This window comes from Streptomyces sp. NBC_01334, assembly GCF_035983595.1.
GTDB lineage: Bacteria > Actinomycetota > Actinomycetes > Streptomycetales > Streptomycetaceae > Streptomyces > Streptomyces coriariae.
The window spans coordinates 5,403,559-5,428,643 of record NZ_CP130718.1 but is presented as its reverse complement, the minus strand read 5'-3'; the positions used below and the strand labels follow the sequence as shown (position 1 = coordinate 5,428,643).

23 protein-coding genes and 1 tRNA gene are annotated in these 25,085 nt (G+C 70.5%); 14 read left to right on the top strand and 10 right to left on the bottom strand.

Annotated elements, in window-relative coordinates; genetic code table 11:
- Window positions 1-103 precede the first annotated feature (103 nt).
- The 6 genes from OG736_RS24355 (at window position 104) to OG736_RS24330 (ending at window position 8,535) form a co-directional block, all read left to right on the top strand.
- Window positions 104-2,830, top strand: coding sequence for a bifunctional SulP family inorganic anion transporter/carbonic anhydrase (locus OG736_RS24355; RefSeq protein ID WP_327184325.1), 2,727 nt, complete (start codon window positions 104-106; stop codon window positions 2,828-2,830).
- A gap of 274 nt (window positions 2,831-3,104) precedes the next feature.
- A complete protein-coding gene (acs, locus tag OG736_RS24350; protein ID WP_327184324.1) occupies window positions 3,105-5,063 on the top strand; it encodes an acetate--CoA ligase in 1,959 nt (652 codons plus the stop codon).
- Window positions 5,064-5,233: 170 nt separating this feature from the next.
- The gene (nhaA, locus tag OG736_RS24345; RefSeq protein WP_327184323.1) at window positions 5,234-6,691 is read left to right on the top strand and encodes a Na+/H+ antiporter NhaA; all 1,458 of its coding nucleotides are present in this window, start codon (window positions 5,234-5,236) and stop codon (window positions 6,689-6,691) included.
- 98 nt (window positions 6,692-6,789) lie between these two features.
- The gene (locus tag OG736_RS24340; protein ID WP_057601216.1) at window positions 6,790-7,278 is read left to right on the top strand and encodes a phage holin family protein; all 489 of its coding nucleotides are present in this window, start codon (window positions 6,790-6,792) and stop codon (window positions 7,276-7,278) included.
- Window positions 7,275-8,225 carry an alpha/beta fold hydrolase gene (locus tag OG736_RS24335; RefSeq protein ID WP_327184322.1) on the top strand — a complete coding sequence of 317 codons (951 nt, stop codon included), beginning with the start codon at window positions 7,275-7,277 and terminating at the stop codon, window positions 8,223-8,225. Before OG736_RS24340 ends, OG736_RS24335 begins: the two co-directional genes overlap by 4 nt.
- Before the next feature lie 127 nt (window positions 8,226-8,352).
- Complete coding sequence (locus tag OG736_RS24330; protein WP_078615678.1) at window positions 8,353-8,535, top strand: hypothetical protein; 183 nt, start codon at window positions 8,353-8,355, stop codon at window positions 8,533-8,535.
- Window positions 8,536-8,612: 77 nt separating this feature from the next.
- Here the strand turns inward: OG736_RS24330 and OG736_RS24325 are convergent, their stop codons facing one another.
- The 3 genes from OG736_RS24325 to nth form a co-directional block, all read right to left on the bottom strand.
- The gene (locus OG736_RS24325) at window positions 8,613-9,812 is read right to left on the bottom strand and encodes a MarP family serine protease (protein WP_020129289.1); all 1,200 of its coding nucleotides are present in this window, start codon (window positions 9,810-9,812) and stop codon (window positions 8,613-8,615) included.
- A gap of 120 nt (window positions 9,813-9,932) precedes the next feature.
- Window positions 9,933-10,628, bottom strand: a complete 696-nt coding sequence (locus tag OG736_RS24320; RefSeq protein WP_327184321.1) for an NUDIX hydrolase — start codon at window positions 10,626-10,628, stop codon at window positions 9,933-9,935.
- A 355-nt stretch (window positions 10,629-10,983) separates the two neighbouring features.
- Window positions 10,984-11,931 carry an endonuclease III gene (gene nth / locus OG736_RS24315; protein WP_442817068.1) on the bottom strand — a complete coding sequence of 316 codons (948 nt, stop codon included), beginning with the start codon at window positions 11,929-11,931 and terminating at the stop codon, window positions 10,984-10,986.
- Between the two features lie 329 nt (window positions 11,932-12,260).
- Here nth and OG736_RS24310 point away from each other — a divergent pair, with 329 nt between their 5' ends.
- Complete coding sequence (locus OG736_RS24310) at window positions 12,261-12,935, top strand: Crp/Fnr family transcriptional regulator (protein ID WP_020129286.1); 675 nt, start codon at window positions 12,261-12,263, stop codon at window positions 12,933-12,935.
- Between the two features lie 170 nt (window positions 12,936-13,105).
- Window positions 13,106-13,933, top strand: a complete 828-nt coding sequence (locus OG736_RS24305) for a nucleotidyltransferase domain-containing protein (RefSeq protein WP_327184319.1) — start codon at window positions 13,106-13,108, stop codon at window positions 13,931-13,933.
- A gap of 160 nt (window positions 13,934-14,093) precedes the next feature.
- Here OG736_RS24305 and OG736_RS24300 read toward each other — a convergent pair whose 3' ends face one another.
- The 5 genes from OG736_RS24300 to OG736_RS47315 all read right to left on the bottom strand — a co-directional run bounded on the left by OG736_RS24300 (window position 14,094) and on the right by OG736_RS47315 (window position 17,013).
- Window positions 14,094-14,936, bottom strand: coding sequence for an MBL fold metallo-hydrolase (locus OG736_RS24300; RefSeq protein WP_327184318.1), 843 nt, complete (start codon window positions 14,934-14,936; stop codon window positions 14,094-14,096).
- A 166-nt stretch (window positions 14,937-15,102) separates the two neighbouring features.
- Window positions 15,103-16,026 (bottom strand): NUDIX hydrolase, encoded by a 924-nt coding sequence (locus OG736_RS24295; RefSeq protein WP_327184317.1) that lies wholly within the window; start codon window positions 16,024-16,026, stop codon window positions 15,103-15,105.
- A gap of 164 nt (window positions 16,027-16,190) precedes the next feature.
- Complete coding sequence (locus OG736_RS24290) at window positions 16,191-16,655, bottom strand: RidA family protein (protein ID WP_020129282.1); 465 nt, start codon at window positions 16,653-16,655, stop codon at window positions 16,191-16,193.
- On the bottom strand, window positions 16,652-16,810 hold the full coding sequence (locus OG736_RS24285) for a Sp36 family protein (RefSeq protein ID WP_020129281.1): 159 nt from the start codon (window positions 16,808-16,810) through the stop codon (window positions 16,652-16,654). The genes OG736_RS24290 and OG736_RS24285 overlap by 4 nt, the downstream gene beginning before the upstream one ends.
- Window positions 16,807-17,013, bottom strand: coding sequence for a heterodisulfide reductase-related iron-sulfur binding cluster (locus OG736_RS47315; protein WP_442817067.1), 207 nt, complete (start codon window positions 17,011-17,013; stop codon window positions 16,807-16,809). The genes OG736_RS24285 and OG736_RS47315 overlap by 4 nt, the downstream gene beginning before the upstream one ends.
- On the opposite strand from OG736_RS47315, the gene OG736_RS24280 reads away from it, so the two are divergent.
- Together OG736_RS24280 and OG736_RS24275 are read left to right on the top strand one after the other, a co-directional pair.
- On the top strand, window positions 16,931-17,908 hold the full coding sequence (locus tag OG736_RS24280) for an ATPase BagA (protein WP_171398607.1): 978 nt from the start codon (window positions 16,931-16,933) through the stop codon (window positions 17,906-17,908). The genes OG736_RS47315 and OG736_RS24280 overlap by 83 nt on opposite strands.
- The gene (locus tag OG736_RS24275) at window positions 17,905-19,323 is read left to right on the top strand and encodes an ATPase BagB (RefSeq protein ID WP_327184316.1); all 1,419 of its coding nucleotides are present in this window, start codon (window positions 17,905-17,907) and stop codon (window positions 19,321-19,323) included. Before OG736_RS24280 ends, OG736_RS24275 begins: the two co-directional genes overlap by 4 nt.
- Window positions 19,324-19,337: 14 nt before the next feature.
- Here the strand turns inward: OG736_RS24275 and wblA are convergent, their stop codons facing one another.
- A complete protein-coding gene (wblA, locus tag OG736_RS24270; protein ID WP_020129278.1) occupies window positions 19,338-19,676 on the bottom strand; it encodes a transcriptional regulator WblA in 339 nt (112 codons plus the stop codon).
- 407 nt (window positions 19,677-20,083) lie between these two features.
- On the opposite strand from wblA, the gene OG736_RS24265 reads away from it, so the two are divergent.
- Window positions 20,084-22,357 carry a transglycosylase domain-containing protein gene (locus tag OG736_RS24265; RefSeq protein ID WP_327184315.1) on the top strand — a complete coding sequence of 758 codons (2,274 nt, stop codon included), beginning with the start codon at window positions 20,084-20,086 and terminating at the stop codon, window positions 22,355-22,357.
- A 179-nt stretch (window positions 22,358-22,536) separates the two neighbouring features.
- Here OG736_RS24265 and OG736_RS24260 read toward each other — a convergent pair whose 3' ends face one another.
- Window positions 22,537-23,001 (bottom strand): GatB/YqeY domain-containing protein, encoded by a 465-nt coding sequence (locus OG736_RS24260; protein WP_327184314.1) that lies wholly within the window; start codon window positions 22,999-23,001, stop codon window positions 22,537-22,539.
- A 93-nt stretch (window positions 23,002-23,094) separates the two neighbouring features.
- On the opposite strand from OG736_RS24260, the gene OG736_RS24255 reads away from it, so the two are divergent.
- From OG736_RS24255 to OG736_RS24245, 3 genes are all read left to right on the top strand, one after another.
- Entirely contained in the window at window positions 23,095-24,021 is a 927-nt protein-coding gene (locus OG736_RS24255) for a metallophosphoesterase (RefSeq protein ID WP_327184313.1), read from the top strand.
- A 103-nt stretch (window positions 24,022-24,124) separates the two neighbouring features.
- Window positions 24,125-24,910, top strand: a complete 786-nt coding sequence (locus OG736_RS24250) for a Pr6Pr family membrane protein (RefSeq protein ID WP_327184312.1) — start codon at window positions 24,125-24,127, stop codon at window positions 24,908-24,910.
- Window positions 24,911-24,952: 42 nt separating this feature from the next.
- Window positions 24,953-25,026: transfer RNA gene (locus OG736_RS24245), tRNA-Pro, on the top strand.
- Window positions 25,027-25,085: the final 59 nt, after the last annotated feature.

The following is a 25,085-nucleotide window of genomic DNA, read 5'->3' as shown; positions in this document are numbered from 1 at the left end:
TCATCCCGCCGCTGCACGCCGTGACCCACGGCCGCGACCGCCCCCGCCCCAACCGGGGGACCACATGTTCCGCGACCGCGCTGCCCCGGAGGAGACGGGAACCATGTCCGCCTGCGCCCCCACCCGCACCGACCACTCGACGCGCGCCGAGCGCATCCACCCGACCCACAGCCCCCCACCGGCCCCGCACCGCCGCTTCCGCATCGCGGGCGCCGACGTGTCCGCCTCGATCGCGGTCTTCCTGATCGCCCTGCCCCTGTCCCTCGGCATCGCCCTCGCCACCGGCGCGCCCCTCCAGGCCGGTCTCGTCGCCGCCGCCGTCGGCGGGATCGTCGCCGGGTGGGTCGGCGGTGCGCCGCTCCAGGTCAGCGGCCCCGCGGCCGGCCTGACCGTGGTCACCGCCGACCTCATCCAGCGCTACGGCTGGCGGACGACATGCGCCATCACCGTCCTCGCCGGACTCGCCCAGCTGGGTCTCGGCTGTCTGCGCGTGGCGCGCACCGCCCTCGCCGTCAGCCCCGCCATCGTGCACGGCATGCTCGCCGGCATCGGCGTCACCATCGCCGTCGCCCAACTGCACGTCGTCCTCGGCGGCACCCCCCAGAGCTCGGTCCTCGACAATCTCCGCGCCCTGCCGGCCCAGTTGGCCGGACTGCAGCCCGCGGCCGTGGCCGTGAGCGCCCTGACTCTGACCCTGCTGCTGCTCTGGCCTCGTATCCCCGGCCGGGTCGGCCGCCTGGTGCAGAGAGTGCCGGCCGCACTCGTCGCCGTCACCGGCGCCACCGCTACAGCCGCGCTCGCGGGTCTCACCCTGCCCAAGGTGGACCTGCCGTCCTGGAGCAGTCACGCGCTGGCGGGGATGCCCGAGGGACCGGTGCTCGGACTCATGGCCGCCGTCCTCACCACCACCTTGGTGTGCAGCGTGCAGTCGCTGCTCGGAGCGGTCGCCGTGGACAAGCTGATCGCCTCGCGGCCGGACCTGCTCAGCGCGCGCTCCACCCGTGTCGGCCGCTCCGATCTGGACCGCGAGCTGCTGGGCCAGGGCGCGGCCAACATCGTCTCCGGAGCACTCGGCGGGCTGCCGGTGGCGGGCGTGGCCGTGCGCAGTTCGGCAAATGTCCAAGCCGGTGCCGTGAGCCGGAACTCGACGATGCTGCACGGCGTTCTCGTAGTAGTCGCCGCGCTGCTGATGGTCCCGATCCTGGATCTCATCCCGCTCGCCTCACTCGCCGCCCTCGTGATGGCCGTCGGCATCCAGATGGTGTCCCTGCACCACATTCGCACGGTGACCCGCCACCGTGAGGTGCTGGTGTACGCCGTCACCACCCTCGGCGTGGTCGTCCTCGGCGTCCTGGAGGGCGTGACGCTCGGCATCGCCGTGGCCGTCGCCGTCGCCCTGCACCGCCTGGCCCGCACCCGGATCACACATCACGAGAGGGAAGGAGTCCATCACGTACACGTACGAGGCCAGTTGACGTTCCTCGCCGTGCCGCGGCTGAGTCGCATCCTGCATCTCGTACCCCAAGCCACTCATGTCGTCGTCGAGTTGGACGGCTCCTTCATGGATCACGCGGCGTACGAGGCACTGCAGGACTGGCAGAAGACACACACCGCCCGAGGTGGCTCCGTCGAGCTGACCGGCCGCCGCTCCGGCGGGGCGCCCGACACCGGTACCGACGTCGAGGCGGAAACCGAGGCAAGCGTCGGCCCCCGCAGCAGTGCCGGCTCCGGCATCGGCACAGGCCTCGCCACCAGCCCCGGCACCGGAGAAGGTGGCTCGACCGCTTCCCCAGCTCTCGATCCTGTTCGCGCCGGCGAGGTTCCGATCGCGGACTGCCGCTGCCGTCCCTGGACGCCGTGGCGCAACCACCAGTGCGAAGTACCACGGGAAACGACACAGACCCCACAGACCCCACAGGCATCGACACCGACACCGCTGACCGCGCAGTCTGCAGAGTCGACCGACGCAGCACGCCCAGCGGAAGTGACAGCGACAGGGGCGCCCGAAACTGCCCGGAGGAGGGGAAGGAGCGAGAAGGCAGAGTCCACCGAGGCAGCGAAGCCAAGAGAGCCGAAGCAGCCGTCGCAGCCCGAACAGCCGGGTCAGCCGGGTCAGCCGGGCGAGGAAAGGCAGCCAGGGGCTTCCATCGAGCCGAGTGGGCATCAACTGGTGCGTGGCATCAGCGCGTTCCAGCGCAACACCGCACCGCTGGTGCGGGGTGAGCTGGCGCGGCTGGCCCGGGAGGGACAGCGGCCCACCCAGCTCTTCCTCACCTGCGCCGACTCCCGGCTGGTCACGTCGATGATCACCTCCAGTGGTCCGGGCGACCTGTTCGTGGTGCGCAACGTCGGCAACCTCGTGCCGCCGCCCGGCGAGGAGAGCGGGGACGACTCGGTGGCGGCCGCGATCGAGTACGCGGTGGACGTGCTGAAGGTACGGTCCATCACGGTGTGCGGGCACTCCGGGTGCGGCGCCATGCAGGCATTGTTCGACACCGAACCGGGCGGTGCGCGGACCCCGTTGCAGCGGTGGCTGCGGCACGGTGTGCCGAGCCTGGAGCGGATGGCCGACGACGGCCGCCCTCGCGCCCGACTGGCCGGGCGGGCACCGGTGGACGCGGTCGAGCAGCTCTGCCTGACCAATGTGGTGCAGCAGTTGGAGCACCTGCGGGCCCACGAGTCGGTGACCCAGGCCCTGCGGAGCGGGGCGTTGGAACTGCACGGGCTGTACTTCCACGTGGGTGAGGCACAGACGTACCTGCTCACCGAGACGGCCTCGGGCGACGGCGAGTTGTTCGGTCATGTGGGAGAGGCGGGCGTGCCGGCCTGAACCGGCGCGACGCCTACCCGACGTCTCACGGCGCGGGCCGGGATGTGAAAGGCGTTACACCGGCTGAACTCCGTCCGCTCCGTGTCCGTGGGTACGGATGCCCCCTGGGTCGATCCAGGGGGCGGCCCCCGGCCACCGTGAGCAGGGTCGAGAAGCAGCGACCCTCTACAGGTCTAAACCAATTTTTGGTCGGGCCTTGTCACCGGACCCCTGGGTCTGATGAGCTGTGGCCTGGGACACAACGGACACGGACACCCTTCGAGAGGGAGATGTCGTGAGCAACGAATCCTTGGCCAACCTGCTCAAGGAAGAGCGCAGGTTCGCGCCGCCCGCCGATCTGGCGGCCGACGCCAACGTCACGGCGGAGGCGTACGAGCAGGCCAAGGCTGACCGGCTGGGCTTCTGGGCCGAGCAGGCGCGTCGGCTGACCTGGTCCAAGGAGCCGACCGAGACGCTGGACTGGTCGAACCCGCCGTTCGCCAAGTGGTTCAAGGACGGCGAACTCAACGTCGCCTACAACTGCGTCGACCGGCATGTGGAGGCCGGCAACGGCGACCGGGTCGCCATCCACTTCGAGGGCGAGCCCGGCGACAGCCGCGCCATCACCTACGCCGAGCTCAAGGACGAGGTGTCGAAGGCCGCCAACGCCCTGCTGGAGCTGGGGGTGCAGAAGGGCGACCGGGTCGCCGTCTACCTGCCGATGATCCCCGAGACGGCGATCGCGATGCTGGCCTGTGCCCGGATCGGCGCCGCGCACTCGGTCGTCTTCGGCGGCTTCTCGGCGGACGCGCTGGCCACCCGCATCCAGGACGCGGACGCCAGGGTCGTCATCACCTCCGACGGCGGATACCGGCGCGGCAAGCCGTCCGCGCTGAAGCCGGCCGTCGACGACGCCGCCGACCGCGCGGGCAACGTCGAGCACGTCCTCGTCGTGCGGCGCACGGGCCAGGACGTCGCTTGGAACGACGAGCGTGACGTGTGGTGGCACGAGATCGTCGAGCGTCAGCCGGCGGAGCACACCCCGGAGGCGTTCGGCGCGGAGCACCCGCTGTTCATCCTCTACACGTCGGGCACCACGGGTAAGCCGAAGGGCATCCTGCACACCTCCGGCGGCTACCTCACGCAGACCGCCTACACCCACCACGCGGTCTTCGACCTGAAGCCCGAGACGGACGTCTACTGGTGCACCGCCGACGTCGGCTGGGTCACCGGGCACTCCTACATCGTCTACGGGCCGCTGGCCAACGGCGCGACGCAGGTCATGTACGAGGGCACCCCGGACACCCCGCACCAGGGCCGCTTCTGGGAGATCGTGCAGAAGTACGGGGTGACGATCCTCTACACGGCGCCGACCGCGATCCGTACGTTCATGAAGTGGGGCGACGACATCCCCGCCAAGTTCGACCTGTCCTCCCTGCGCGTGCTCGGCTCGGTCGGTGAGCCGATCAACCCCGAGGCCTGGATCTGGTACCGCAAGCACATCGGCGGCGACCGGACACCGATCGTCGACACCTGGTGGCAGACCGAGACCGGCGCGATGATGATCTCGCCGCTGCCCGGCGTCACCGCCACCAAGCCCGGCTCCGCACAGCGGCCACTGCCCGGCATCTCCGCCACCGTCGTCGACGACGAGGCCAACGAGGTGCCCGACGGCGGCGGCGGCTACCTCGTCCTCACCGAGCCCTGGCCGTCGATGCTGCGCACCATCTGGGGCGACGACCAGCGCTTCCTCGACACCTACTGGGCACGCTTCGAAGGCAGGTACTTCGCCGGCGACGGCGCGAAGAAGGACGACGACGGCGACATCTGGCTCCTCGGCCGTGTCGACGACGTCATGCTCGTCTCCGGCCACAACATCTCCACCACCGAGGTCGAGTCCGCGCTCGTCTCCCACCCGGCCGTCGCCGAGGCGGCTGTCGTCGGCGCCGCCGACGAGACCACCGGACAGGCCATCGTCGCCTTCGTCATCCTGCGCGGCACGGCCGACGCCGAGGACAAGAACCTCGTCGCCGACCTGCGCAACCACGTCGGCACCACCCTCGGCCCCATCGCCAAGCCCCAGCGGATCATGCCGGTCGCGGAACTGCCGAAGACCCGCTCCGGCAAGATCATGCGCCGACTGCTGCGCGACGTCGCCGAGAACCGCCAGCTCGGGGACGTCACCACACTGACCGACTCCACCGTCATGGACCTCATCCAGGCGAAGCTCCCGGCCGCACCCAGCGAGGACTGAGCAGGTCAGGGAAGGGCACCCGGCGACACCGCGCCGAGTGCCCTTTTCACCCCTACCGTGGGGATCACCGGATCCCTCCCGACGCACTTTGGGTAGGCTGAAGAAAAAGGTGCGCCGGGAAGTCTGGTCGGCATGTGCTCACTGCTGCCCACCGACCGGAGGCCCCCACCGTGTCCGCGCCCCGCAACACCGCTCCCCGCAAGGTCTTCGGACGGCTGTCCCTGCCCGAGCGGAACTTCGTCGCGGAGGCGCTGCGTGCCGAGACAGTCGGCGGTGTGCTGCTGCTCGCCGCCGCCGTCGCGGCGCTGATCTGGGCGAACGCACCCGGGCTGCACGACAGCTACGAAAGCGTCAGCCACTTCCACTTCGGACCCGCGGCCCTCGGACTGAACCTCTCCGTCGAGCACTGGGCGGCCGACGGCCTGCTCGCGATCTTCTTCTTCGTCGCCGGTATCGAGCTCAAGCGAGAACTCGTCGCCGGTGACCTCAAGGACCCCAGGGCCGCCGCGCTCCCCGTGGCGGCCGCGCTGTGCGGGATGGCCGTACCCGCGCTCGTCTACACCCTCACCAGCCTCAGCGACGGTGGCTCGTTGGCAGGTTGGGCGGTGCCCACGGCCACCGACATCGCGTTCGCGCTCGCCGTGCTCGCCGTCATCGGCACGTCCCTGCCGAGCGCGCTGCGCGCCTTCCTGCTCACTCTCGCGGTCGTCGACGACCTGTTCGCGATCCTGATCATCGCGGTGTTCTTCACGAGCAGCATCGACTTCGTGGCGCTGGGCGGCGCGGCCGTCGGCCTCCTCGTGTTCTGGCTGCTGCTGCGCAAGGGCGTGACCGGCTGGTACGTCTATGTCCCCCTCGCACTCGTCATCTGGGCGCTGATGTACAACAGCGGCGTGCACGCCACGATCGCAGGCGTCGCGATGGGCCTGATGCTGCGCTGCACGACGCGCGAGGGCGAGGAGCACTCCCCCGGCGAGCGGATCGAGCACCTCGTCCGACCCCTCTCCGCAGGGCTCGCGGTGCCGCTGTTCGCCCTGTTCAGCGCCGGTGTGGCGATCTCGGGCAACGCGATCGGGGACGTCTTCGGCAAGCCGGAGACGCTCGGCGTCGTCCTCGGTCTCGTCGTCGGCAAGACGATCGGCATCTTCGGCGGGACCTGGCTGACCGCCCGCTTCACCCGCGCCTCGCTGAGCGAGGACCTCGCCTGGGCGGACGTCTTCGCCGTCGCGTCCCTCGCCGGCATCGGCTTCACCGTGTCGCTGCTGATCGGGGAGCTCGCCTTCGAGGGCGACCCGGCCCTGACCGACGAGGTCAAGGCCGCCGTCCTGCTGGGCTCACTGATCGCGGCCACTCTCGCGACGGTCCTGCTCAAGCTGCGCAACGCCGAATACCGCCGGATGTGGGAGGCCGAGGAGCGCGACGACGACCTCGACGGCATCCCGGACGTGTACGAGGAGGACGACCCGGCCTACCACCTGCGCATGGCGGAGATCTACGACCGCAAGGCCGCCGAGCACCGCCGTCTAGCCGAGGAGATCGCCCGCGAGAGCGGCCGCGAGGAGGCTCTCGGGGAGGCTCAGGAGGAGCCCGGAGAGGGGCCGACGCGCGCCACGGGCCTGCCTAAGTGACGGGCGGGGCAGGCGGGGAGGGCAACCGTCCGGCATGATCTGACGGGACGGTACAAAAGAAGCCAGAAGCAGCACAGCAGCAGAAGAGGGAGAACGCGATGAGCGCACCCGACGGCAGCCCGGTCGGCGCCGAACGCAGCATCGGCCAGCTGTTCGCCTCGGCGACGACCGAATTGTCTGCGCTGGTGCACGACGAGATCGCGCTGGCGAAGGCGCAGCTGAAGCAGGACGTCAAACGGGGAGCGACGAGCGGTGGGGCGTTCTCGGTGGCCGGCGCGGTCCTGCTGTTCTCCCTTCCGATGCTCAACTTCGCCCTGGCGTACGGCATTCGGACCTGGAGCGACTGGAACCTCGCGATCTGCTTCCTGCTCTCCTTCGCGGCGAACGTGCTCGTCGCGCTCGTCCTCGTCCTGATCGGCGTGGTCTTCGCGAAGAAGGCGCAGAAGAGCAAGGGCCCGCAGAAGGTCGCCGCGTCGATGAAGGCGTCGGCGGGCGTCCTCCAGAACGCCAAGCCGCACCCGCGGCCCGAGCTCCCGCAGGACCGGGTCCCGGAGGCCATCGAGGCTGTGGCACGCTCGTCGTCATGACGGACCCCGCCACCCCTCCGGCCCAGCCCGCTTCGCTCGTACGGCCGGACGCCGTCTGCGGCGTGCAGGTCACCCATCGCGAGGTCGCCGCAAACGGTGCCCGCTTCCACATCGCCGAGGTCGGCGACGGTCCGCTGGTCATGCTCGTCCACGGTTTCCCGCAGTTCTGGTGGACGTGGCGGCACCAGCTGGTCGCGCTGGCCGACGCGGGCTTCCGGGCCGTCGCGATGGACCTGCGGGGCGTGGGCGGCAGCGACCGTACGCCGCGCGGCTACGACCCGGCCAACCTGGCCCTCGACATCACCGGTGTGATCCGCTCCCTGGGCGAGCCGGACGCCGCGCTGGTCGGCCACGACCTGGGCGGCTACCTGGCCTGGACGGCGGCCGTGATGCGCCCCAAGCTCGTCCGGAGGCTCGCCGTCTCCTCGATGCCGCATCCGCGGCGCTGGCGCTCGGCGATGCTCGCCGACGTCCGGCAGACGACCGCGAGCTCTCACATCTGGGGGTTCCAGCGGCCGTGGATCCCCGAGCGGCAGCTCACCGCCGACGACGGCGAGCTGGTGGGCCGGCTGATCCGCGACTGGTCCGGGCCGAGGCTGCCGGAGGACGAGGCGGTGGAGACGTACCAGCGCGCCATGTGCATCCCCTCCACCGCGCACTGCGCCGTCGAGCCGTACCGGTGGCTGGTGCGCTCGATGGCCCGGCCGGACGGCGTCCAGTTCTACCGGCGCATGAAGCGGCCCGTGCGCGTGCCCACGCTGCATCTGCACGGGTCCCTCGATCCGGTGATGCGCACCCGGAGCGCGGCCGGCTCCGGGGAGTACGTCGAAGCGCCGTACCGCTGGCGGCTGTTCGACGGGCTCGGCCACTTCCCGCACGAAGAGGATCCGGTCGCTTTCTCCACCGAACTGGTCAATTGGCTGAAGGATCCCGAGCCCGATCGGTGACCGCGCCGTCGCGCCCGGCACTCGGTCCTGAACGTCTGTACGACGAACAGCCAAATGCCCGGCGCATAGGCCAATTGGCCGCTCTGAGAACGGTTATCGACCTTGGGGCAGGGGCAGACGTCGGTGTATGGGCTGGACGCACGACTACAGTGACGCACCACGCAACCGCCGCTCGGCCAACGGCCTGAGCCCCCATCAACGAGGTGCCGACCCGCAACTGCCGGGCTCAGACCTCCGGGTGGGCATTCCGCGCATCCTGCGCCGCCGGGCCCGCTGGGTCTCGGTCCGCCTGCGTCACCCTCGAGGCTGACCCGGCAGAGGATCGCCGAGGAGGCCCTGTGCGGGCCCCCTGTGCGCCCCCCGCAGCGGGGTACTCCCTACGGCTCCTCAGAGGGCGCAGCTGTCGCTGTCCACCTGTTGGCCCGCGGTCCGCCCCTCGGTGATGTCCTGTTGGATCTCGTCCGCGGTGAGGGCGTAGCCGGTGTCGGCGTCGTCGAGGGACTTCGCGAAGACCACGCCGTACACCTTGCCGTCGGGGGTGAGCAGCGGGCCTCCGGAGTTGCCCTGACGGACCGTCGTGAACAGCGAGTACACGTCACGGCGCACGGTGGTGCGGTGGTAGATGTCCGGCCCGTTGGCCGTGATGCGACCACGCACACGCGCGGCACGGACGTCGTACGACCCGTTCTCCGGGAACCCGGCGATGATCGCGTCGTCGCTGCTCACCGCGTCCTTGGTGGTGAACTGCAGCACGGGCGCGTCCAGATCCGGTACGTCCAGGACGGCGATGTCGCGCTTCCAGTCGTACAGGACGACCGTGGCGTCGTACTTGCGGCCCTCGCCGCCTATCTGGACGGTGGGTTCGTCGACGCCGCCCACGACGTGCGCGTTGGTCATGACGCGGCGCTCGCCGAAGACGAAGCCGGTGCCCTCCAGAACCTTGCCGCAGCTCTCCGCGGTGCCCATGACCTTGACGATGGAGCGCTGCGCGCGCTTGGCCACCGCGCTGTTCGCCAGGGCCGGGTCGGGCGGCTGGACGTCGGTGATCGGCTCGTTGGAGAACGGGCTGAAGACCTGCGGGAAGCCGTTCTGCGCGAGGACGGAGGAGAAGTCGGCGAACCAGGTGTCGGCCTGGTCGGGCAGCGCGTCGGACACCCCGTGCAGCACCTTGGAGCTACGGACCTCCTTGCCCAGCGTGGGCAGGGTGGTGCCGGCGAGAGCGGACCCGATCAGCCACGCCACCAGCAGCATCGCCACGACGTTGACCAGCGCGCCGCCGGTCGCGTCCAGCGCGCGGGCCGGGGACCAGGTGATGTACCGGCGCAGCTTGTTGCCGAGGTGGGTGGTGAGGGCCTGGCCGATCGAGGCGCAGACGATCACGACGATGACCGCGACGACGGCGGCCGTGGTGCTCACCTCTGAGTTGTCGGTCAGCGCGTCCCAGATCACGGGCAGCAGGTAGACGGCGACGAGGCCGCCCCCCAGGAAACCGATCACCGACAGGATGCCGACGACGAAGCCCTGGCGGTAGCCGACGACCGCGAACCAGACGGCCGCAACCAACAACAGGATGTCCAGCACGTTCACCGCTTCGCGCCTCGCCTCATGAATTCGCGGTCACCACAGGTCGGCCGGGGGTCCGACCCGCCGCGAAGCGGCGATGGGGCAGAGCTTCCCCCGGGCAGACACAGCACGGTGGACACCCTGTCATGACCGCCAGTCGAGCGGGACCTGCTTCTCGCGGTCCCAGGGTTGCTCCCAGCCCGCGAAGTGCAGCAGGCGGTCGATCACACCGGCCGTGAAACCCCACACAAGGGCGGATTCGACCAGAAATGCCGGGCCGCGGTGGCCACTGGGGTGCACGGTCATGGCGCGGTTCTCCGCGTCCGTGAGATCCGCCACGGGAACGGTGAAGACGCGGGCCGTCTCCGCCGGATCGACGACGCCGACCGGGCTCGGCTCGCGCCACCAGCCCAGGACCGGGGTGACGACGAAGCCGCTGACCGGGATGTAGAGCTTGGGCAGCACGCCGAAGAGCTGGACGCCGGCCGGATCGAGCCCGGTCTCCTCCTCGGCCTCGCGCAGGGCGGCCCGCAGCGGCCCGTCACCGTGCGGGTCGCCGTCCTCCGGGTCGAGGGCGCCGCCCGGGAAGGACGGCTGGCCCGCGTGCGAGCGCAGGGAGCTGGCGCGCTCCATGAGCAGCAACTCGGGACCGCGCTCGCCCTCGCCGAACAGGATCAGGACGGCCGACTGGCGCCCAGCGCCGTTCTCCGGGGGCAGGAAGCGGCTGAGCTGGAGCGGCTGGACCGTCTCCACGGCGTGCACCACCGGGTCCAGCCAGGCGGGCAGGCCCTCTTTGCTGAGCGTCACCGCACCGCCCTGCGTGTTGCTCGCGCGTGTCATCGCCACACCACCCCCCGTTCTGCCTTGTCCAACGCCCGGGAACCGACAGATCGTTCCGCGGGTCGTCCCCCGATCGCGTGCGCCTTGCGTGTCCCGTGTGTCCCGTGTGCCCTGCGGGACTTTTGCGTCGCGCGGGTCGTGCGTGCCCTGCGGATCGTGTGTGCGCTGCGGGTAGTACAAAGCGCACGGGTCGCGGGCATGCGTAGGCCGGGGCGCCCCGCGCCGACCGTCCGGCCCTCGCCGGTCCGTCCCTCGTCGGTCGGTGCAGCCTGCTCGGTCTGTGCGGGCTCCTCGGGACGGGCCGCCCGTTCGGTCCGTGCGGCCCGGCCGGTGCGGGCCGCCGTCCGCTCTTCCGTCATCCGGCCCCCAGCGGCGGGGCCGGCCTGCCGCCCGCGTCCAGGTAGGACTGGGGCGGGTTCAGGCGCTGGCCGGGGAAGCCGCCCTTTTCGTACTTCAGGAGCTTCTTCGCCTTCTCCGGGTCCGTCTCGCCCTCGCCGTAGGCCGGGCAGAGAGGAGCGATGGGGCAGGCGCCGCAGGCGGGCTTGCGGGCGTGGCAGATACGGCGGCCGTGGAAGATCACATGGTGCGAGAGCATCGTCCAGTCGCTCTTGGGGAAGAGCGCGCCGACCGCCGCCTCGATCTTGTCGGGCTCGGTCGCCTCGGTCCACTTCCAGCGCCGTACGAGCCGCTGGAAGTGCGTGTCCACGGTGATCCCGGGCCGGCCGAACGCGTTCCCCAACACCACGAAGGCGGTCTTGCGACCGACGCCGGGCAGCTTGACCAGGTCCTCGAGCCGACCGGGGACCTCCCCTCCGAACTCCTCCACCAGGGCCTTGGAGAGACCCATCACCGACTTGGTCTTGGCCCGGAAGAACCCGGTGGGACGAAGGATCTCCTCGACCTCCTCCGGGTCGGCGGCGGCCAGATCCTCGGGAGTGGGGTACTTGGCGAAGAGGGCGGGGGTCGTCTGGTTCACCCGGAGGTCGGTGGTCTGGGCGGACAGGACCGTGGCGACCACCAGCTGGAAGGAGTTCTCGAAGTCCAGTTCGGGGTGGGCGTAGGGGTAGATCTCGGCGAGCTCGCGGTTGACGCGGCGGGCACGGCGGACGAGAGCGGTGTGGGACTCGGGCTTCCTGACAACGGCACCCTTGCTCGCGGCACCTTTGCTCACTGCGCCCTTGTCCGCGGGGGCCTTTCTCGCGCCGCGCCCGGCCGCGACCTTCGCCACTGCCGCTTTCCCGCTGCCGGCCGCTTTCCCGCCGTCGGCCGTGTTCCCGCTGTCGGCCGCTTTCTTCGCAGGCATTTCGTTTGTCACCTTTGCCGTTTTCCTACCACCGCCGGGGCCCTGTTCGCCCACAGCGGAAACGCGACGTACAACCACCCGCCCAGCCCCCTTGGCCTGTGCTCTCACCGGCGATTTGGACACTCGGCCAGCCTAAAGCCCGGCACCGACATCCGCCCCGGACCCTGAAGATCGGCCCCCAATTGGACCCCTGCCGCTTACCTCGGGACACGTGTGCGGCATCCTTGTGACAGATCACACTGTTTGGACCGTCCAGCAAAATGGGGAACACGGTCCCCTGGTAAGCGGGGGAGCAAGATCCCCTGAGCAGGTCGACAAGGAGAGAACTCGTGGACGACGTTCTGCGGCGCAACCCGCTCTTCGCGGCACTCGACGACGAGCAGGCCGCGGAACTGCGCGCCTCCATGAGCGAGGTGACCCTGGCCCGTGGTGACTCCCTCTTCCACGAGGGCGACCCGGGCGACCGGCTCTACGTCGTCACCGAGGGCAAGGTCAAGCTCCACCGCACGTCCCCGGACGGCCGGGAGAACATGCTGGCCGTGGTGGGTCCCAGCGAGCTCATCGGAGAGCTGTCGCTCTTCGACCCGGGTCCGCGCACGGCGACGGCCACCGCCCTCACCGAGGTCAAGCTCCTCGGTCTCGGCCACGGCGACCTCCAGCCCTGGCTGAACGCCCGGCCCGAGGTGGCCACCGCACTGCTGCGTGCCGTCGCCCGGCGCCTGCGCAAGACCAACGACGCCATGTCCGACCTGGTCTTCTCGGACGTCCCCGGCCGCGTGGCCCGCGCCCTGCTGGACCTCTCGCGCCGCTTCGGCGTGCAGTCCGAAGAGGGCATCCACGTCGTCCACGACCTGACGCAGGAGGAGCTGGCCCAGCTTGTCGGCGCGTCGCGCGAGACCGTGAACAAGGCGCTGGCGGACTTCGCCCAGCGCGGGTGGCTGCGCCTGGAGGCGCGGGCGGTCATCCTGCTGGACGTGGAGCGACTGGCCAAGCGGTCGCGCTGACGCCCGGTTCCGGCCGTACGGTGCGCAAGGGGGCCGTCCCGGGGGCTGCGCCCCCAGACCTCCCTTCGGCCCTGAGGGGGTCTCGTCCTCAGGCGCCGGACGGGCTGGACAGCCCTGACCGGCGCTGAAAATGCGGCGGCGCCCCACGCCCCTCGGTGCACAGTGACCCTATGACCGAAACGGTTCCTCACCGGGGTCTCGACTCCCGGGGCCACATCGCCCGTGAAGGCTCCCTCGCGCGTGTGCCGTCCGCGTTCCGGCCGGTCGTCGTGGCGGCTCGGGACCGGATCCCGGGCGTCTTCGGAGCCCGGCTGCACAGCGCGTACCTCTACGGGTCGATTCCGCGCGGTACCGCGCGCGAGGGCCGCAGCGATCTGGACCTTCTGGTGGTCCTGCGTGAGGAGCCGACCGAAGCGGACCGGGCCGACGGCCGTGCGCTCGACGAGGCCCTCGACAAGGAGTTCCCGCAGATCGACGGCGGCGGCACGCTGCTGGTCGGCCACGCGCGCGTGCTGAGCGACCTGGAGAGGCACGACCTGGGGTGGTTCCTGGCGTGCCTGTGCACGCCGCTGCTCGGGGAGGACCTCGCCGAGCACCTCCCCCGCTACCGCCCGGACTCCCTGCTCGCGCGCGAGACCAACGGCGACCTCGCCCTGCTCCTGCCGCGCTGGCGCGCTCGCATCGCCTCGGCGGGCGACTCCGAGGAGGTCCTGCGGCCTCTCGTCCGGTTCATGTCCCGCCGCCTCGTGCGCACCGCGTTCACGCTCGTCATGCCCCGCTGGAACGGCTGGACGAGCGACCTGCACGAGATGGCCGAGGCCTTCGGCGCCTACTACCCGCAGCGGGCGGAGCAGCTGTGGGCGGCGGCCGCCCTCGGGTACGAACCGAGCGGCGACCGCGCCGTCGTCTCGTCGTACGTCGACGACCTCGGCCCCTGGCTCGCCGAGGAGTACGCGCGCGTGCACGGCGTGAAGGCCGACAGGCCGGAGGAGCCCTAGGGCGTGTCCGACCAGGCGCGTCGGATCGGCGTGCGGCGTCCGGTGCGGTGCATCGCAAGGCGGAGGATCGCCCGCGTACCGGATGCACTCGGGTGATCCGACAACGCGGCGAGGTGCCGTGCCGGGCGTCGCGCGCCCGGCGGGAATGGTCAGACGCGCCCTAGGCCGGGCCCTGGATGAGCCCGTGCTCCCTCAGGTACTCCAGCTGCGCCCGCACGGACAGCTCCGCGGCCGGCCACAGGGAACGGTCGACGTCGGCGTACACATGGGCGACGACGTCGGCGGGGGCGCGGTAGCCGTTCTCGACGGCCGTCTCGACCTGGGCGAGGCGGTGGGCCCGGTGGGCGAGGTAGAACTCCACGACGCCCTGTGCGTCCTCCAGGACCGGCCCGTGGCCCGGCAGGACGGTGTGGACGCCGTCGTCGACGGTGAGGGACCTGAGCCGCCGCAGGGAGTCCAGGTAGTCGCCCAGGCGGCCGTCGGGATGCGCGACGACGGTCGTGCCACGGCCGAGGACCGTGTCGCCGGTCAGCACGGCCCGGTCGGCCGGGAGGTGGAAGCAGAGGGAGTCGGCGGTGTGGCCGGGCGTCGGGACCACCCGCAGCTCCAGACCGCCCACCGTGATCACGTTCCCGGCGGCCAGACCCTCCTCGCCCAGCCGCAGCGCCGGGTCCAGGGCCCGCACCTTCGTGCCGGTCAGCCCGGCGAAGCGGGCGGCGCCCTCGGCGTGGTCGGGGTGGCCGTGCGTCAGCAGGGTCAGGGCGACGCGCTTCCCGGCCCGCTCGGCGGTGTCGACGACCGCGCGCAGGTGGCCGTCGTCCAGCGGGCCCGGATCGATCACGACCGCCAGGTCGGAGTCGGGCTCGGAGACGATCCAGGTGTTCGTGCCGTCCAGGGTCATCGCGGACGCGTTCGGCGCGAGGACGTTGACCGCGCGCGGGGTGGCCGGGCCGGAGAGGACTCCGCCTCGCGGCTGGCCGGGGAGAGCGGCTGCGTCGGTCATGCGAAGGGGCCTTCCATGGGGCTGGGCGGAACGTCACCTCGGCGGCGGACGGCCGGCACGGCACATCGAGGCGCTCCAGGCGCCACGAGGGGCCCGCGAAGGACCCGTCCTCCGCCGGGCGGCCGGCTTCGATGGCCGCTCGCGCCCGTACGCCCACGGATGTCCGTCATGCGGTGCCCCCGCGCGTCGCGTCGATCCCGCCGGTCGCGTCGGCCGCGCCGCTCCCGCCGGTCGCCCCGATCGGGATGTGCTTGGTGAACTCGTCGTGCCCGGGCCACGACAGCACGACCTCGCCCTCCTCCAGGCGGGCCTCCGCCAGGACGGGCGTCAGGTCACGGCCGGGGGCCGCGGCGAGCGCCTCGGCGGCCGTGGCGTACGGGACGAGCCGGCGCAGGGTCGCGATGGTGGGCGGCATCATCAGCAGCTCGCCCCTGTCGTACGAGGCCGCCGCGTCCGCCGGGCGGATCCACACCGTGCGGTCGGCCTCCGTGGAGGCGTTGCGGGTGCGCTGGCCCTCGGGGAGCGCGGCCACGAAGAACCAGGTGTCGTAGCGACGGGACTCGAACTCCGGGGTGATCCAACGCGTCCAGGCGCCGAGCAGGTCGGAGCGCAGGACCAGGCCGCGGCGGTCGAGGAACTCGGCGAAGGACAGTTCACGGGCGGCCACGGCGACCCGGTCCGCCTCCCAGTCGGCGCCCGTGGTGTCACCGACGACGGAATCGGGCGTGAGCCCGGCGAGCAGGACGCCCGCCTCCTCGTAGGTCTCGCGTACGGCCGCGCAGACGATCGCCTGGGCCGCCGTCTCGTCGACACCGAGCCGTTCTGCCCACCACGCGCGCGTGGGGCCCGCCCAGCGGACGTGGAGGTCGTCGTCGCGCGGGTCGACGCCGCCACCGGGATAGGCGTACGCGCCTCCGGCGAAGGCCATGGAGGCGCGTCTGCGCAGCATGTGGACGACGGGGCCGCCGTCGGTGTCCTTCAGGAGCATGACGGTGGCCGCGCGCTTCGGGACGACCGGGGTGAGGGTGCCGTCCGCGAGCGCGCGGATGCGTTCCGGCCAGTCCTGGGGGAACCACTGCCCATTCGCCATGGGCGCGAGGCTATCCCGTGGTGCGCGAATGTTCGAGAGGCCCCCGAGGTCAGAGCGCCTCCACGGGGCGGCGGCGGGGACGTCTCCGGGATGCCGGCTCGGCACCCGGGAGAGGCGTCCGCAAGGCGCCCACAGGGCGAAGGCGCCTACGGGACGGAAAGCGACTACGGGACGAGTTCCACCTGGATCTCGACCTCCACGGGCGCGTCCAGCGGCAGCACCGCGACGCCCACCGCGCTGCGCGCGTGCACGCCCTTGTCGCCGAGAACCTCGCCCAGCAGCTCGCTCGCGCCGTTGAGGACGGCGGGCTGGCCGGTGAAGTCCGAGGCCGACGCCACGAAGCCGACGACCTTCACCACGCGCGCGATGCGGTCCAGGTCGCCCGCGACCGACTTGACGGCGGCCAGGGCGTTCAGCGCGCAGGTGCGGGCCAGTTCCTTGGCCTCCTCGGGGGTGACCTCGGCGCCGACCTTGCCGGTGATCGGCAGTTTGCCGTCCACCATGGGCAGCTGGCCGGCCGTGTACACGTACGGGCCGGACTGCACGGCCGGCTGGTAGGCCGCGAGGGGCGGCACGACCGCCGGCAGGGTCAGCCCCAGCTCGGCGAGCCTCGTCTCGACCGCGCTCACGCCTTCGCCCGCTTCAGGTAGGCGACGAGCTGCTCCGGGTTGTTCGGCCCGGGCACGACCTGGACGAGCTCCCAGCCGTCCTCGCCCCAGGTGTCCAGAATCTGCTTCGTTGCGTGGACGAGCAGCGGCACGGTTGCGTATTCCCACTTGGTCATGGGGCCGACTGTATCCGCTGTCGCCCGAGGGCCCGTTCCACAGGCCATGTGGCCGATATCGCCCCCCCTTGTCCACAGCAGCCCGATTGCCTCGGGCGCCGAATGGTTACGCTCGAAGACGTGAGCAGGCTCCAGGTCGTCAGCGGTAAGGGCGGGACCGGCAAGACGACGGTCGCCGCGGCCCTCGCGCTGGCCCTCGCCACGGCAGGGAAGCGGACGCTTCTCGTCGAGGTGGAGGGCCGGCAGGGCATCGCACAGCTCTTCGAGACACAGGCATTGCCCTATGAGGAACGCAAGATCGCGGTCGCCTCGGGAGGCGGTGAGGTGTACGCACTGGCCATCGATCCCGAACTGGCCCTTCTGGACTACCTCCAGATGTTCTACAAACTGGGAGGCGCCGGACGGGCCCTGAAGAAGCTCGGCGCCATCGACTTCGCCACCACCATCGCGCCCGGCCTGAGGGACGTGCTCCTCACGGGCAAGGCATGCGAGGCGGTACGGCGCAAGGACAAGAACGGGCGGTTCGTGTACGACTACGTCGTCATGGACGCCCCGCCCACGGGACGCATCACCCGCTTCCTGAACGTCAACGACGAGGTCGCCGGGCTGGCCCGGATCGGCCCGATACACAATCAGGCACAGGCCGTGATGCGGGTGCTGAAGTCGTCGGAGACGGCCGTGCACCTGGTGACGCTGCTCGAGGAGATGCCCGTCCAGGAGACCGCCGACGGTATCGCCGAGCTGCGGGCGGCGAAGCTGCCGGTGGGGCGGGTGATCGTCAACATGGTGCGGCCCGAGGTGCTGGACGAGGACGGTCTGGAACTCGTACGGACCGTGACTCGTTCTTCCGTCGCCCGGTCGTTGTCCGCAGCCGGGCTCGGCGGGGCGCGGCGCGGGGGGCACGCCGAGCGGCTGGTGGATCCGCTCCTTCAACAGGCCGAGGAGTACGCCGAGCGGTACGCGCTGGAGCACGAGCAGCGCGCGGTCCTCGGCGAACTCGACCTGCCGCTGCACGAACTGCCCTTGCTCGCCGAGGGCTTGGACCTCGCGGGCCTGTACCAGCTCGCCAACGAACTGCGGAAACAGGGGATCGCATGAGTCCGGACCAGGCTCACGACCAGGGAAACACCCGGCGCCGACTCTCCCCCGCGCCCGTACTGGACCTCGATCCGCTGCTCGACGACCCGGCGACCCGCATCGTGGTCTGCTGCGGCTCCGGCGGCGTCGGCAAGACGACCACGGCGGCGGCGCTGGGGCTCAGGGCGGCCGAGCGGGGCCGCAAGGTGGTGGTCCTGACCATCGACCCGGCCCGCCGGCTCGCCCAGTCCATGGGCATCGACTCGCTGGACAACACCCCGCGCCGCGTCAAGGGCGTCGAGGGAGACGGCGAACTGCACGCCATGATGCTCGACATGAAGCGCACCTTCGACGAGATCGTCGAGGCGCACGCGGACGGCGACCGGGCGGCCTCGATCCTGGGCAACCCGTTCTACCAGTCGCTCTCGGCGGGCTTCGCGGGCACGCAGGAGTACATGGCGATGGAGAAGCTGGGGCAGCTGCGCGCACGGGACGAGTGGGACCTGATCGTCGTCGACACACCGCCGTCCCGCTCGGCGCTGGACTTCCTGGACGCGCCGAAGCGGCTCGGGTCGTTCCTGGACGGCAAGCTGATCCGTGTCCTGCTCGCGCCCGCCAAGGTCGGCGGCCGCGCGGGAATGAAGTTCCTGAACGTCGGGATGTCGATGATGACCGGCGCGCTCGGCAAGCTGCTCGGCGGGCAGCTGCTGAAGGACGTGCAGACGTTCGTCGCGGCGATGGATTCGATGTTCGGCGGCTTCCGCACGCGCGCGGACGCCACGTACAAGCTGCTCCAGGCGCCCGGCACGGCGTTCCTGGTGGTGGCGGCTCCCGAGCGGGACGCGCTGCGGGAGGCCGCGTACTTCGTGGAGCGGCTGGCCGCCGAGGACATGCCGCTGGCCGGCCTGGTGCTGAACCGCGTGCACGGCAGCGGTGCCGCTCAGTTGTCCGCCGAGCGGGCGCTCGCCGCTGCGGAGAACCTCGACCTGGTCCATGTCCGCGCGGCGGAAAATCTTGAAGAGCCCCGCATTGTGGATCAGGACGGCGGGAAAGCTGGTCTTCGTAACTCTCCCGACACGTACGGCAGTTCAGAATCTCCCGCAACCGATCCGGAGCGCGACGCCCCCACCGGCGCGAACCGGCACACGGCCACCGACACGGACCGGACAGCGAGCGCCGACGCGAACACCGGCGCGGACGCGGACCGGACCGTGGACGACCTCACCGCAGGCCTGCTGAGGCTGCACGCGGAGCGCATGCACCTGCTCTCCCGCGAGCAGCGCACGCGTGACCGCTTCACCGCGTTGCACCCCGAGGTGGCGGTGTCCGAAGTGGCCGCGCTGCCCGGCGATGTGCACGACCTCACGGGCCTGCGGGACATCGGGAACCGGCTCGCGGCCAACCGGCCGGAGCTGCCCGAGACTGCCGACGCCTGAGCCGAGGGTTCTCCTCAGCCCACCGCCGCGTAGTTCTCGTAGATCTCGTCGTCGTCGAGCGGCAGGATGCCGGCCCCACGCTCGTACTCCGAACGCGCCGTCTCCAGCAGGCGGCGCCAGGAGGTCACAGTCGGACGCCTGCGCAGCAATGCGCGGCGCTCGCGCTCGGTCATGCCTCCCCACACACCGAACTCGACGCGGTTGTCGAGCGCGTCGGCCAGGCATTCGGTGCGTACCGGACATCCGGTGCACACCGCCTTGGCCCTGTTCTGCGCTGCTCCCTGAACGAACAGTTCATCCGGATCGGTAGTGCGGCAGGCAGCCTGCGCACTCCAGTCGGTTACCCAGCCCATACCGGCGCCGTCCTCTCCCGAATCGAGGCTCCCCCACGGCGGCAGCGGCATATTCACCGCCGCCAGTTGAGGACGTTACGGAAGGTGGGCACAGCGCAACACCCCCTTCGGGCCCAATCTTGAATGGCCCGAACGGACTATGCGTAAGCGGCAGATCACCCGGGGGAGTGAGCCCGCGACATATGCGACTTTCCCGGCAACCGGGACAGTTCAGTTGAGTCACAACGGACGCCGGGTGACACACAAGGCGGATTCGGACACGTCCCCACCAAAAAAGTCGGGGAACCTCCGGAACGATTCGGGATCGCCGGACGTATTGATACGTAGCCCTGCTGCTGTGACAGTTGAGAGCAGCTTAGGCCAAGGCATTGACGCGTGTCCGGCGAATGAGAACGTAGGCTGCCCTCATGCCAAAGAAGCGCTCGGGCGGTGGTCTGTCGCCAACGCAGCAGGCCGCCAAGTTCCTCGGTGTCAGTGTGCTCGCAGGAGCGGTGCTGGCCGGTATCGCCCTGCCCGCGTTCGGCGCGCTGGGCCTCGCCGCCAAGGGGTCGGTGGAGTCGTTCGACGAACTCCCGGCCAACCTCAAGACGCCCCCGCTGAGCCAGCGCACCACGATCCTCGACGCCGAAGGCGGCCAGATCGCCACGGTCTACTCGCGGGACCGCACGGTGGTCGACCTCAAGAACATCTCGCCGTACATGCAGAAGGCGATCGTCGCGATCGAGGACTCGCGCTTCTACGAGCACGGCGCGGTCGACCTGAAGGGCATGCTGCGCGCGCTCAACAAGAACGTGCAGAGCAGCGGGGTCTCCCAGGGTGCCTCCACGCTCACCCAGCAGTACGTGAAGAACGTCTTCGTGGAGGAGGCGGGCGACGACCCGACGAAGGTCGCGCAGGCCACCCAGCAGACCATCGGCCGCAAGATCAAGGAGCTGAAGTACGCGATCCAGGTCGAGGAGGAGCTCGGCAAGAAGAAGATCCTCGAGAACTACCTGAACATCACGTTCTTCGGCGAGCAGGCCTACGGCGTCGAGGCGGCCTCACAGCGCTACTTCTCCACGCACGCCAAGGACCTCACCCTCCCCCAGGCGGCGCTGCTGGCCGGCATCGTCCAGTCCCCGACCGTCTACGACCCGGTCAAGGACGACGTCACGGCCACCAACCGCCGCAACGTCGTGCTGAAGCGCATGGCCGAGGTGGGCGACATCACCGAGGCGGAGGCCGCCAAGGCGCAGAAGTCGGCGCTGGGCCTGAAGGTCAAGCAGCCGAAGAACGGCTGCATCACCGCCGTGAAGGGCGCCAGCTTCTTCTGCAAGTACGTGGAGCGCGTCTTCCTCAGCGACCCGGTCTTCGGCAAGACCAAGGAAGTGCGGGCGAAGCTCTGGAACCAGGGCGGCCTGACGATCCGGACGACGCTCGAACCGCAGTCCCAGAAGTCCGTCCAGGACTCGCTCAAGGACCACGTCTACAAGTCGGACAAGGTCGCCGCGGCCGCCACGCTCGTCGAGCCCGGCACCGGCAAGATCCTCGGCATGGGTCAGTCGAAGCCGTACGGCTACGGCAAGAACGAGACCGAGTACAACTACTCCGTCAACGCCTCCATGGGTGGCTCGAACTACGGCTTCCCGACCGGCTCGACCTTCAAGCCGTTCGTGGCCGCGGCCGCGCTGGAGGAGGGCCGCCCGGCGAACCAGAGCTACCCGGCGCCGTACGAGATGCCGTACCCGGAGACGGTCCAGACGTGCAGCAGCAAGCCGTGGACCAACCAGGGCAACGACAAGCTGGAGAACGAGAGCGAGTCCGAGAAGGGCCCGTACCAGCTGAGGAAGGCCATGGAGCTGTCGGTCAACACCTACTTCGTGCAGATGCTCGCCGACATCGGCATGTGCCCCGTGGTGAAGATGACCGACAAGCTGGGCGTGGTCCAGGGCAACGGCGACAAGGTCCCCGAGGTGCCCTCGTCGATGACCCTCGGCTCCACCGGCCTCTCCCCCCTGACGATGGCGACCGCGTACGCGGCCTTCGCCAGCCGGGGCATGTACTGCACCCCGATCGCGATCGAGTCGATCACCCAGACCGTGGGCGGCACGAAGAAGTCGCTGGAGGTGCCGAAGTCGACCTGCTCGCGTGCGATGAGCGAGAAGACCGCGGACACCATCAACACGCTGCTGAGCGGTGTGACCGACTCCGGTACCGGCAAGCAGGCCGGCCTGTCCGGCCGCGCCAACGCCGGTAAGACGGGTACGACGGACTCCCGCAAGAACGCCTGGTTCGTCGGCTACACCCCGAACCTCGCCGGCGCCGTCTGGGTCGGCAGCGCCACTCAGAAGGTCGAGATGACCAACATCACCATCGGTGGCGTCTACCACTCCCAGGTCTACGGCGGTGACACCCCCGGCCCGATCTGGCGCGACGCCATGACCGGCGCGCTCGAGGGCAAGGAAGCCCCGCCCTTCAACCTCGTCAACATCCCGAACCCGCCCGACAAGGACCGCGGCGACGAGAACGACGACGATGACAACGGTGACAACAACGGCGACACCGGGGGCAACGACGACGGCTTCCTCACCGGTCTGCTCACCAACGGCACGACGAACGGCGGGAACTCGACCGGCGGCAACGACGGAGGCACGTTCTTCCAGGGCCAGAGCAACGGCAACGGCAACGGCGGACGCGGCTGAGACCGGTCCGACGGTGGGGCATAGCGAACGGCCCCTGCTTCTCGTACGGAGAGGCAGGGGCCGTTCGACGTGCGGGACCGTTCGACGTGGTGCCGTTTCGACGTCCGGGGCCGGTGGCGCTCGGCGGAAGCTGACGCTCCGCCGAGGCGCGTGGCCGTCACGTGGACGGGGTCAGGCGGTCATACCGCGAGCAGCTTCTTGACGACCGCGGCGACACGGCCGCCCTCGGCCAGGCCGGCCACCTTCGGGTTCACGATCTTCATGACGGCGCCCATCGCCCGGGGCCCCTCGGCACCGGCCGCCCTAGCCTCCGCGACGGCCTGGGCGACGATGTCGTTCAGCTCCTCTTCGCTGAGCTGCTTGGGCAGGTAGGTGGCGAGCAGCTCGCCCTCCGCCTTCTCCCGCTCGGCCGACTCGGCCCGGCCACCCGCCGCGAAGGCGTCCGCGGCCTCGCGGCGCTTCTTCGCTTCCTTGGTGATCACCTTGAGGACCTCGTCGTCGGAGAGCTCGCGCTTCTCCTTGCCCGCGACCTCCTCCTTGGTGATCGCGGTGAGCGTGAGCCGGAGCGTCGAGGAGCGGAGCTCGTCGCGCTCCTTGATAGCGGCGTTGAGGTCTTCCTGAAGCTTCGACTTGAGCGTGGTCATGGGTTGATTGTCGCAGGTGTCGGCGGCCGCACGCCCGCCGATTTAAGGGGCGGCGGGGCAAAGGCTTTTGACGGCGTCTGACACGATGGACGTATGCGCGCGCGATACGGAGTTCCCCTGTCCATTGCAGCGGCCGGCGCCGCCGGCCTGGTGTACGCGGCGGGCTTCGAGGCCCGCTCCTTCCGCCTGCGGCGGGTGACGGTCCCCGTCCTCCCGGCCGGGATGCGCCCCCTGCGCGTGTTGCAGGTCTCCGACATCCACATGGTCGGCGGCCAGCGCAAGAAGCAGCGCTGGCTGCGTTCGCTGGCCGGCCTGCGCCCCGACTTCGTGATCAACACCGGGGACAACCTGTCCGACCCGGAGGCCGTGCCCGAGGTCCTGGACGCCCTCGGCCCGCTGATGGAGTTCCCGGGCGCGTACGTCTTCGGCTCCAACGACTACTACGGCCCGACGCTGCGCAACCCCGCCCGCTACCTCTTCGAGAAGGCTCAGGGACGCCACGGCCTGAACGGCAACGCACCCGCCGTCAACGTGGTCCACAACCCGTGGGAGGACCTGCGCGACAACTTCGACGCGGCTGGCTGGCTGAACCTGACGAACACCCGGGGCGCGCTGAAGGTCGAGGGCGTGTCGATCGAGCTGACGGGCGTGGACGACCCGCACATCAAGCGCGACCGCTACGCGCAGGTGGCCGGTGGCCCGTCGGCGTCGTCCGACTTCTCGATGGGCGTCGTGCACGCGCCGTACCTGCGGGTCCTGGACTCCTACACGGCGGACGCCTATCCCCTGATCCTGGCCGGCCACACCCACGGCGGCCAGCTCTGCATCCCCTTCTACGGCGCCCTGGTCACCAACTGCGACCTGGACACGGGGCGCGTGAAGGGCCTCTCCACGCACACGGCGGAGGGGCACACGTCATACCTGCACGTGTCGGCGGGATGCGGAACGAGCCGCTACACCCCGGTGCGGTTCGCGTGCCCGCCCGAGGTGACGTTGCTGACGTTGGTCGAGAAGGAGTAGGGCGAGGCCCCAGAAGGGGCGGCTGTGGCGGAGGGGCGGCAGAGGGTCCCTCGAACGGCCCTCCCCTATCGCCCCTTCTGTCACATTTGCCTAGCTTGAGGGTATGACCGCGCCGATACCCAGGGACATCCCGGATCTGCCCGCGATCCCGCGGACCCACGCGCTACTGCTCTCCTCCGTCCCCGCCTCGGCGGTGGTCGACCCCGTCCGCCGCCCACTGGCCGCCGTCCTGCGCCTGCTGCTGGCCGGCACGGCGGCCGCGGGCGTGACGCTCGCCCTCCTCCTCGGCAGCCCCCTGCGGGTCCTGAGCCACTTCGCGATCCAGAGCAACATCCTGCTGGCCCTGGTCGCGCTGCTGTCCGCCCGCCGCGCGTGGACGGCCCGCCGGCCCCTCCCGGCCGCCCTGACGGGCGCCGCACTGCTCTACGTCACGATCACCGGCCTCGTCTACCACCTGGTCCTGGCGAACGCGGCGACCCCCTTCTCCGTGACCGGCACGACGACCGCCCCCACGGGCTGGCACCTGGTCGCCGGGCACCTCATCCACACGGTGACACCGACAGCCGCCGTCCTTGACTGGCTGCTGCTCACACCCCCGGGCCGACTGCGCCTGCGCCGGGCCGCCACCTGGATGATCTACCCCGTGGTCTACCTGGCGTTCTCCCTCATCCGCGCCCAGCTGATCCCGGCCGGCGCCCCGGGCCGCTACCTCTACCCCTTCTTCGACGTCGAGGCCCACGGCTACAAACACGCCCTCGCCAACGCCCTCCTCCTCGGTCTCTCCTTCTACGCCCTCGCGGTCCTCCTCGTGGCCCTCGACCACGCCCGCCCGAACCCGATCAGTCACCGCGCCAAAACCGGATTTCGTCTCGGGCCACCGGTGGGCTAAAGTAAACGACGTCGCCGCGACAAGCAGGACAAGCAGCGACATCGGGGTGTAGCGCAGCTTGGCAGCGCGCTTCGTTCGGGACGAAGAGGTCGTGGGTTCAAATCCCGCCACCCCGACAGCTAAGTAGCAGATCAGAGGGCCCTTATCGAATCGGTAAGGGCCCTCTGGCGTTGCT

What these genes read in the sequence shown, in the direction of transcription:
- OG736_RS24355 (WP_327184325.1), top strand. Translation starts at nt 104, where the DNA reads ATGTCCGCCTGCGCCCCCACCCGCACCGACCACTCGACGCGCGCCGAG.
- OG736_RS24340 (WP_057601216.1), top strand. Translation starts at nt 6,790, where the DNA reads ATGAGCGCACCCGACGGCAGCCCGGTCGGCGCCGAACGCAGCATCGGC.
- OG736_RS24335 (WP_327184322.1), top strand. Translation starts at nt 7,275, where the DNA reads ATGACGGACCCCGCCACCCCTCCGGCCCAGCCCGCTTCGCTCGTACGG.
- OG736_RS24330 (WP_078615678.1), top strand. Translation starts at nt 8,353, where the DNA reads ATGGGCTGGACGCACGACTACAGTGACGCACCACGCAACCGCCGCTCG.
- OG736_RS24320 (WP_327184321.1), bottom strand. Translation starts at nt 10,628, where the DNA reads ATGACACGCGCGAGCAACACGCAGGGCGGTGCGGTGACGCTCAGCAAA.
- nth (WP_442817068.1), bottom strand. Translation starts at nt 11,931, where the DNA reads ATGCCTGCGAAGAAAGCGGCCGACAGCGGGAACACGGCCGACGGCGGG.
- OG736_RS24305 (WP_327184319.1), top strand. Translation starts at nt 13,106, where the DNA reads ATGACCGAAACGGTTCCTCACCGGGGTCTCGACTCCCGGGGCCACATC.
- OG736_RS24300 (WP_327184318.1), bottom strand. Translation starts at nt 14,936, where the DNA reads ATGACCGACGCAGCCGCTCTCCCCGGCCAGCCGCGAGGCGGAGTCCTC.
- OG736_RS24295 (WP_327184317.1), bottom strand. Translation starts at nt 16,026, where the DNA reads ATGGCGAATGGGCAGTGGTTCCCCCAGGACTGGCCGGAACGCATCCGC.
- OG736_RS24285 (WP_020129281.1), bottom strand. Translation starts at nt 16,810, where the DNA reads ATGACCAAGTGGGAATACGCAACCGTGCCGCTGCTCGTCCACGCAACG.
- OG736_RS24275 (WP_327184316.1), top strand. Translation starts at nt 17,905, where the DNA reads ATGAGTCCGGACCAGGCTCACGACCAGGGAAACACCCGGCGCCGACTC.
- wblA (WP_020129278.1), bottom strand. Translation starts at nt 19,676, where the DNA reads ATGGGCTGGGTAACCGACTGGAGTGCGCAGGCTGCCTGCCGCACTACC.
- OG736_RS24265 (WP_327184315.1), top strand. Translation starts at nt 20,084, where the DNA reads ATGCCAAAGAAGCGCTCGGGCGGTGGTCTGTCGCCAACGCAGCAGGCC.
- OG736_RS24260 (WP_327184314.1), bottom strand. Translation starts at nt 23,001, where the DNA reads ATGACCACGCTCAAGTCGAAGCTTCAGGAAGACCTCAACGCCGCTATC.
- OG736_RS24255 (WP_327184313.1), top strand. Translation starts at nt 23,095, where the DNA reads ATGCGCGCGCGATACGGAGTTCCCCTGTCCATTGCAGCGGCCGGCGCC.
- OG736_RS24250 (WP_327184312.1), top strand. Translation starts at nt 24,125, where the DNA reads ATGACCGCGCCGATACCCAGGGACATCCCGGATCTGCCCGCGATCCCG.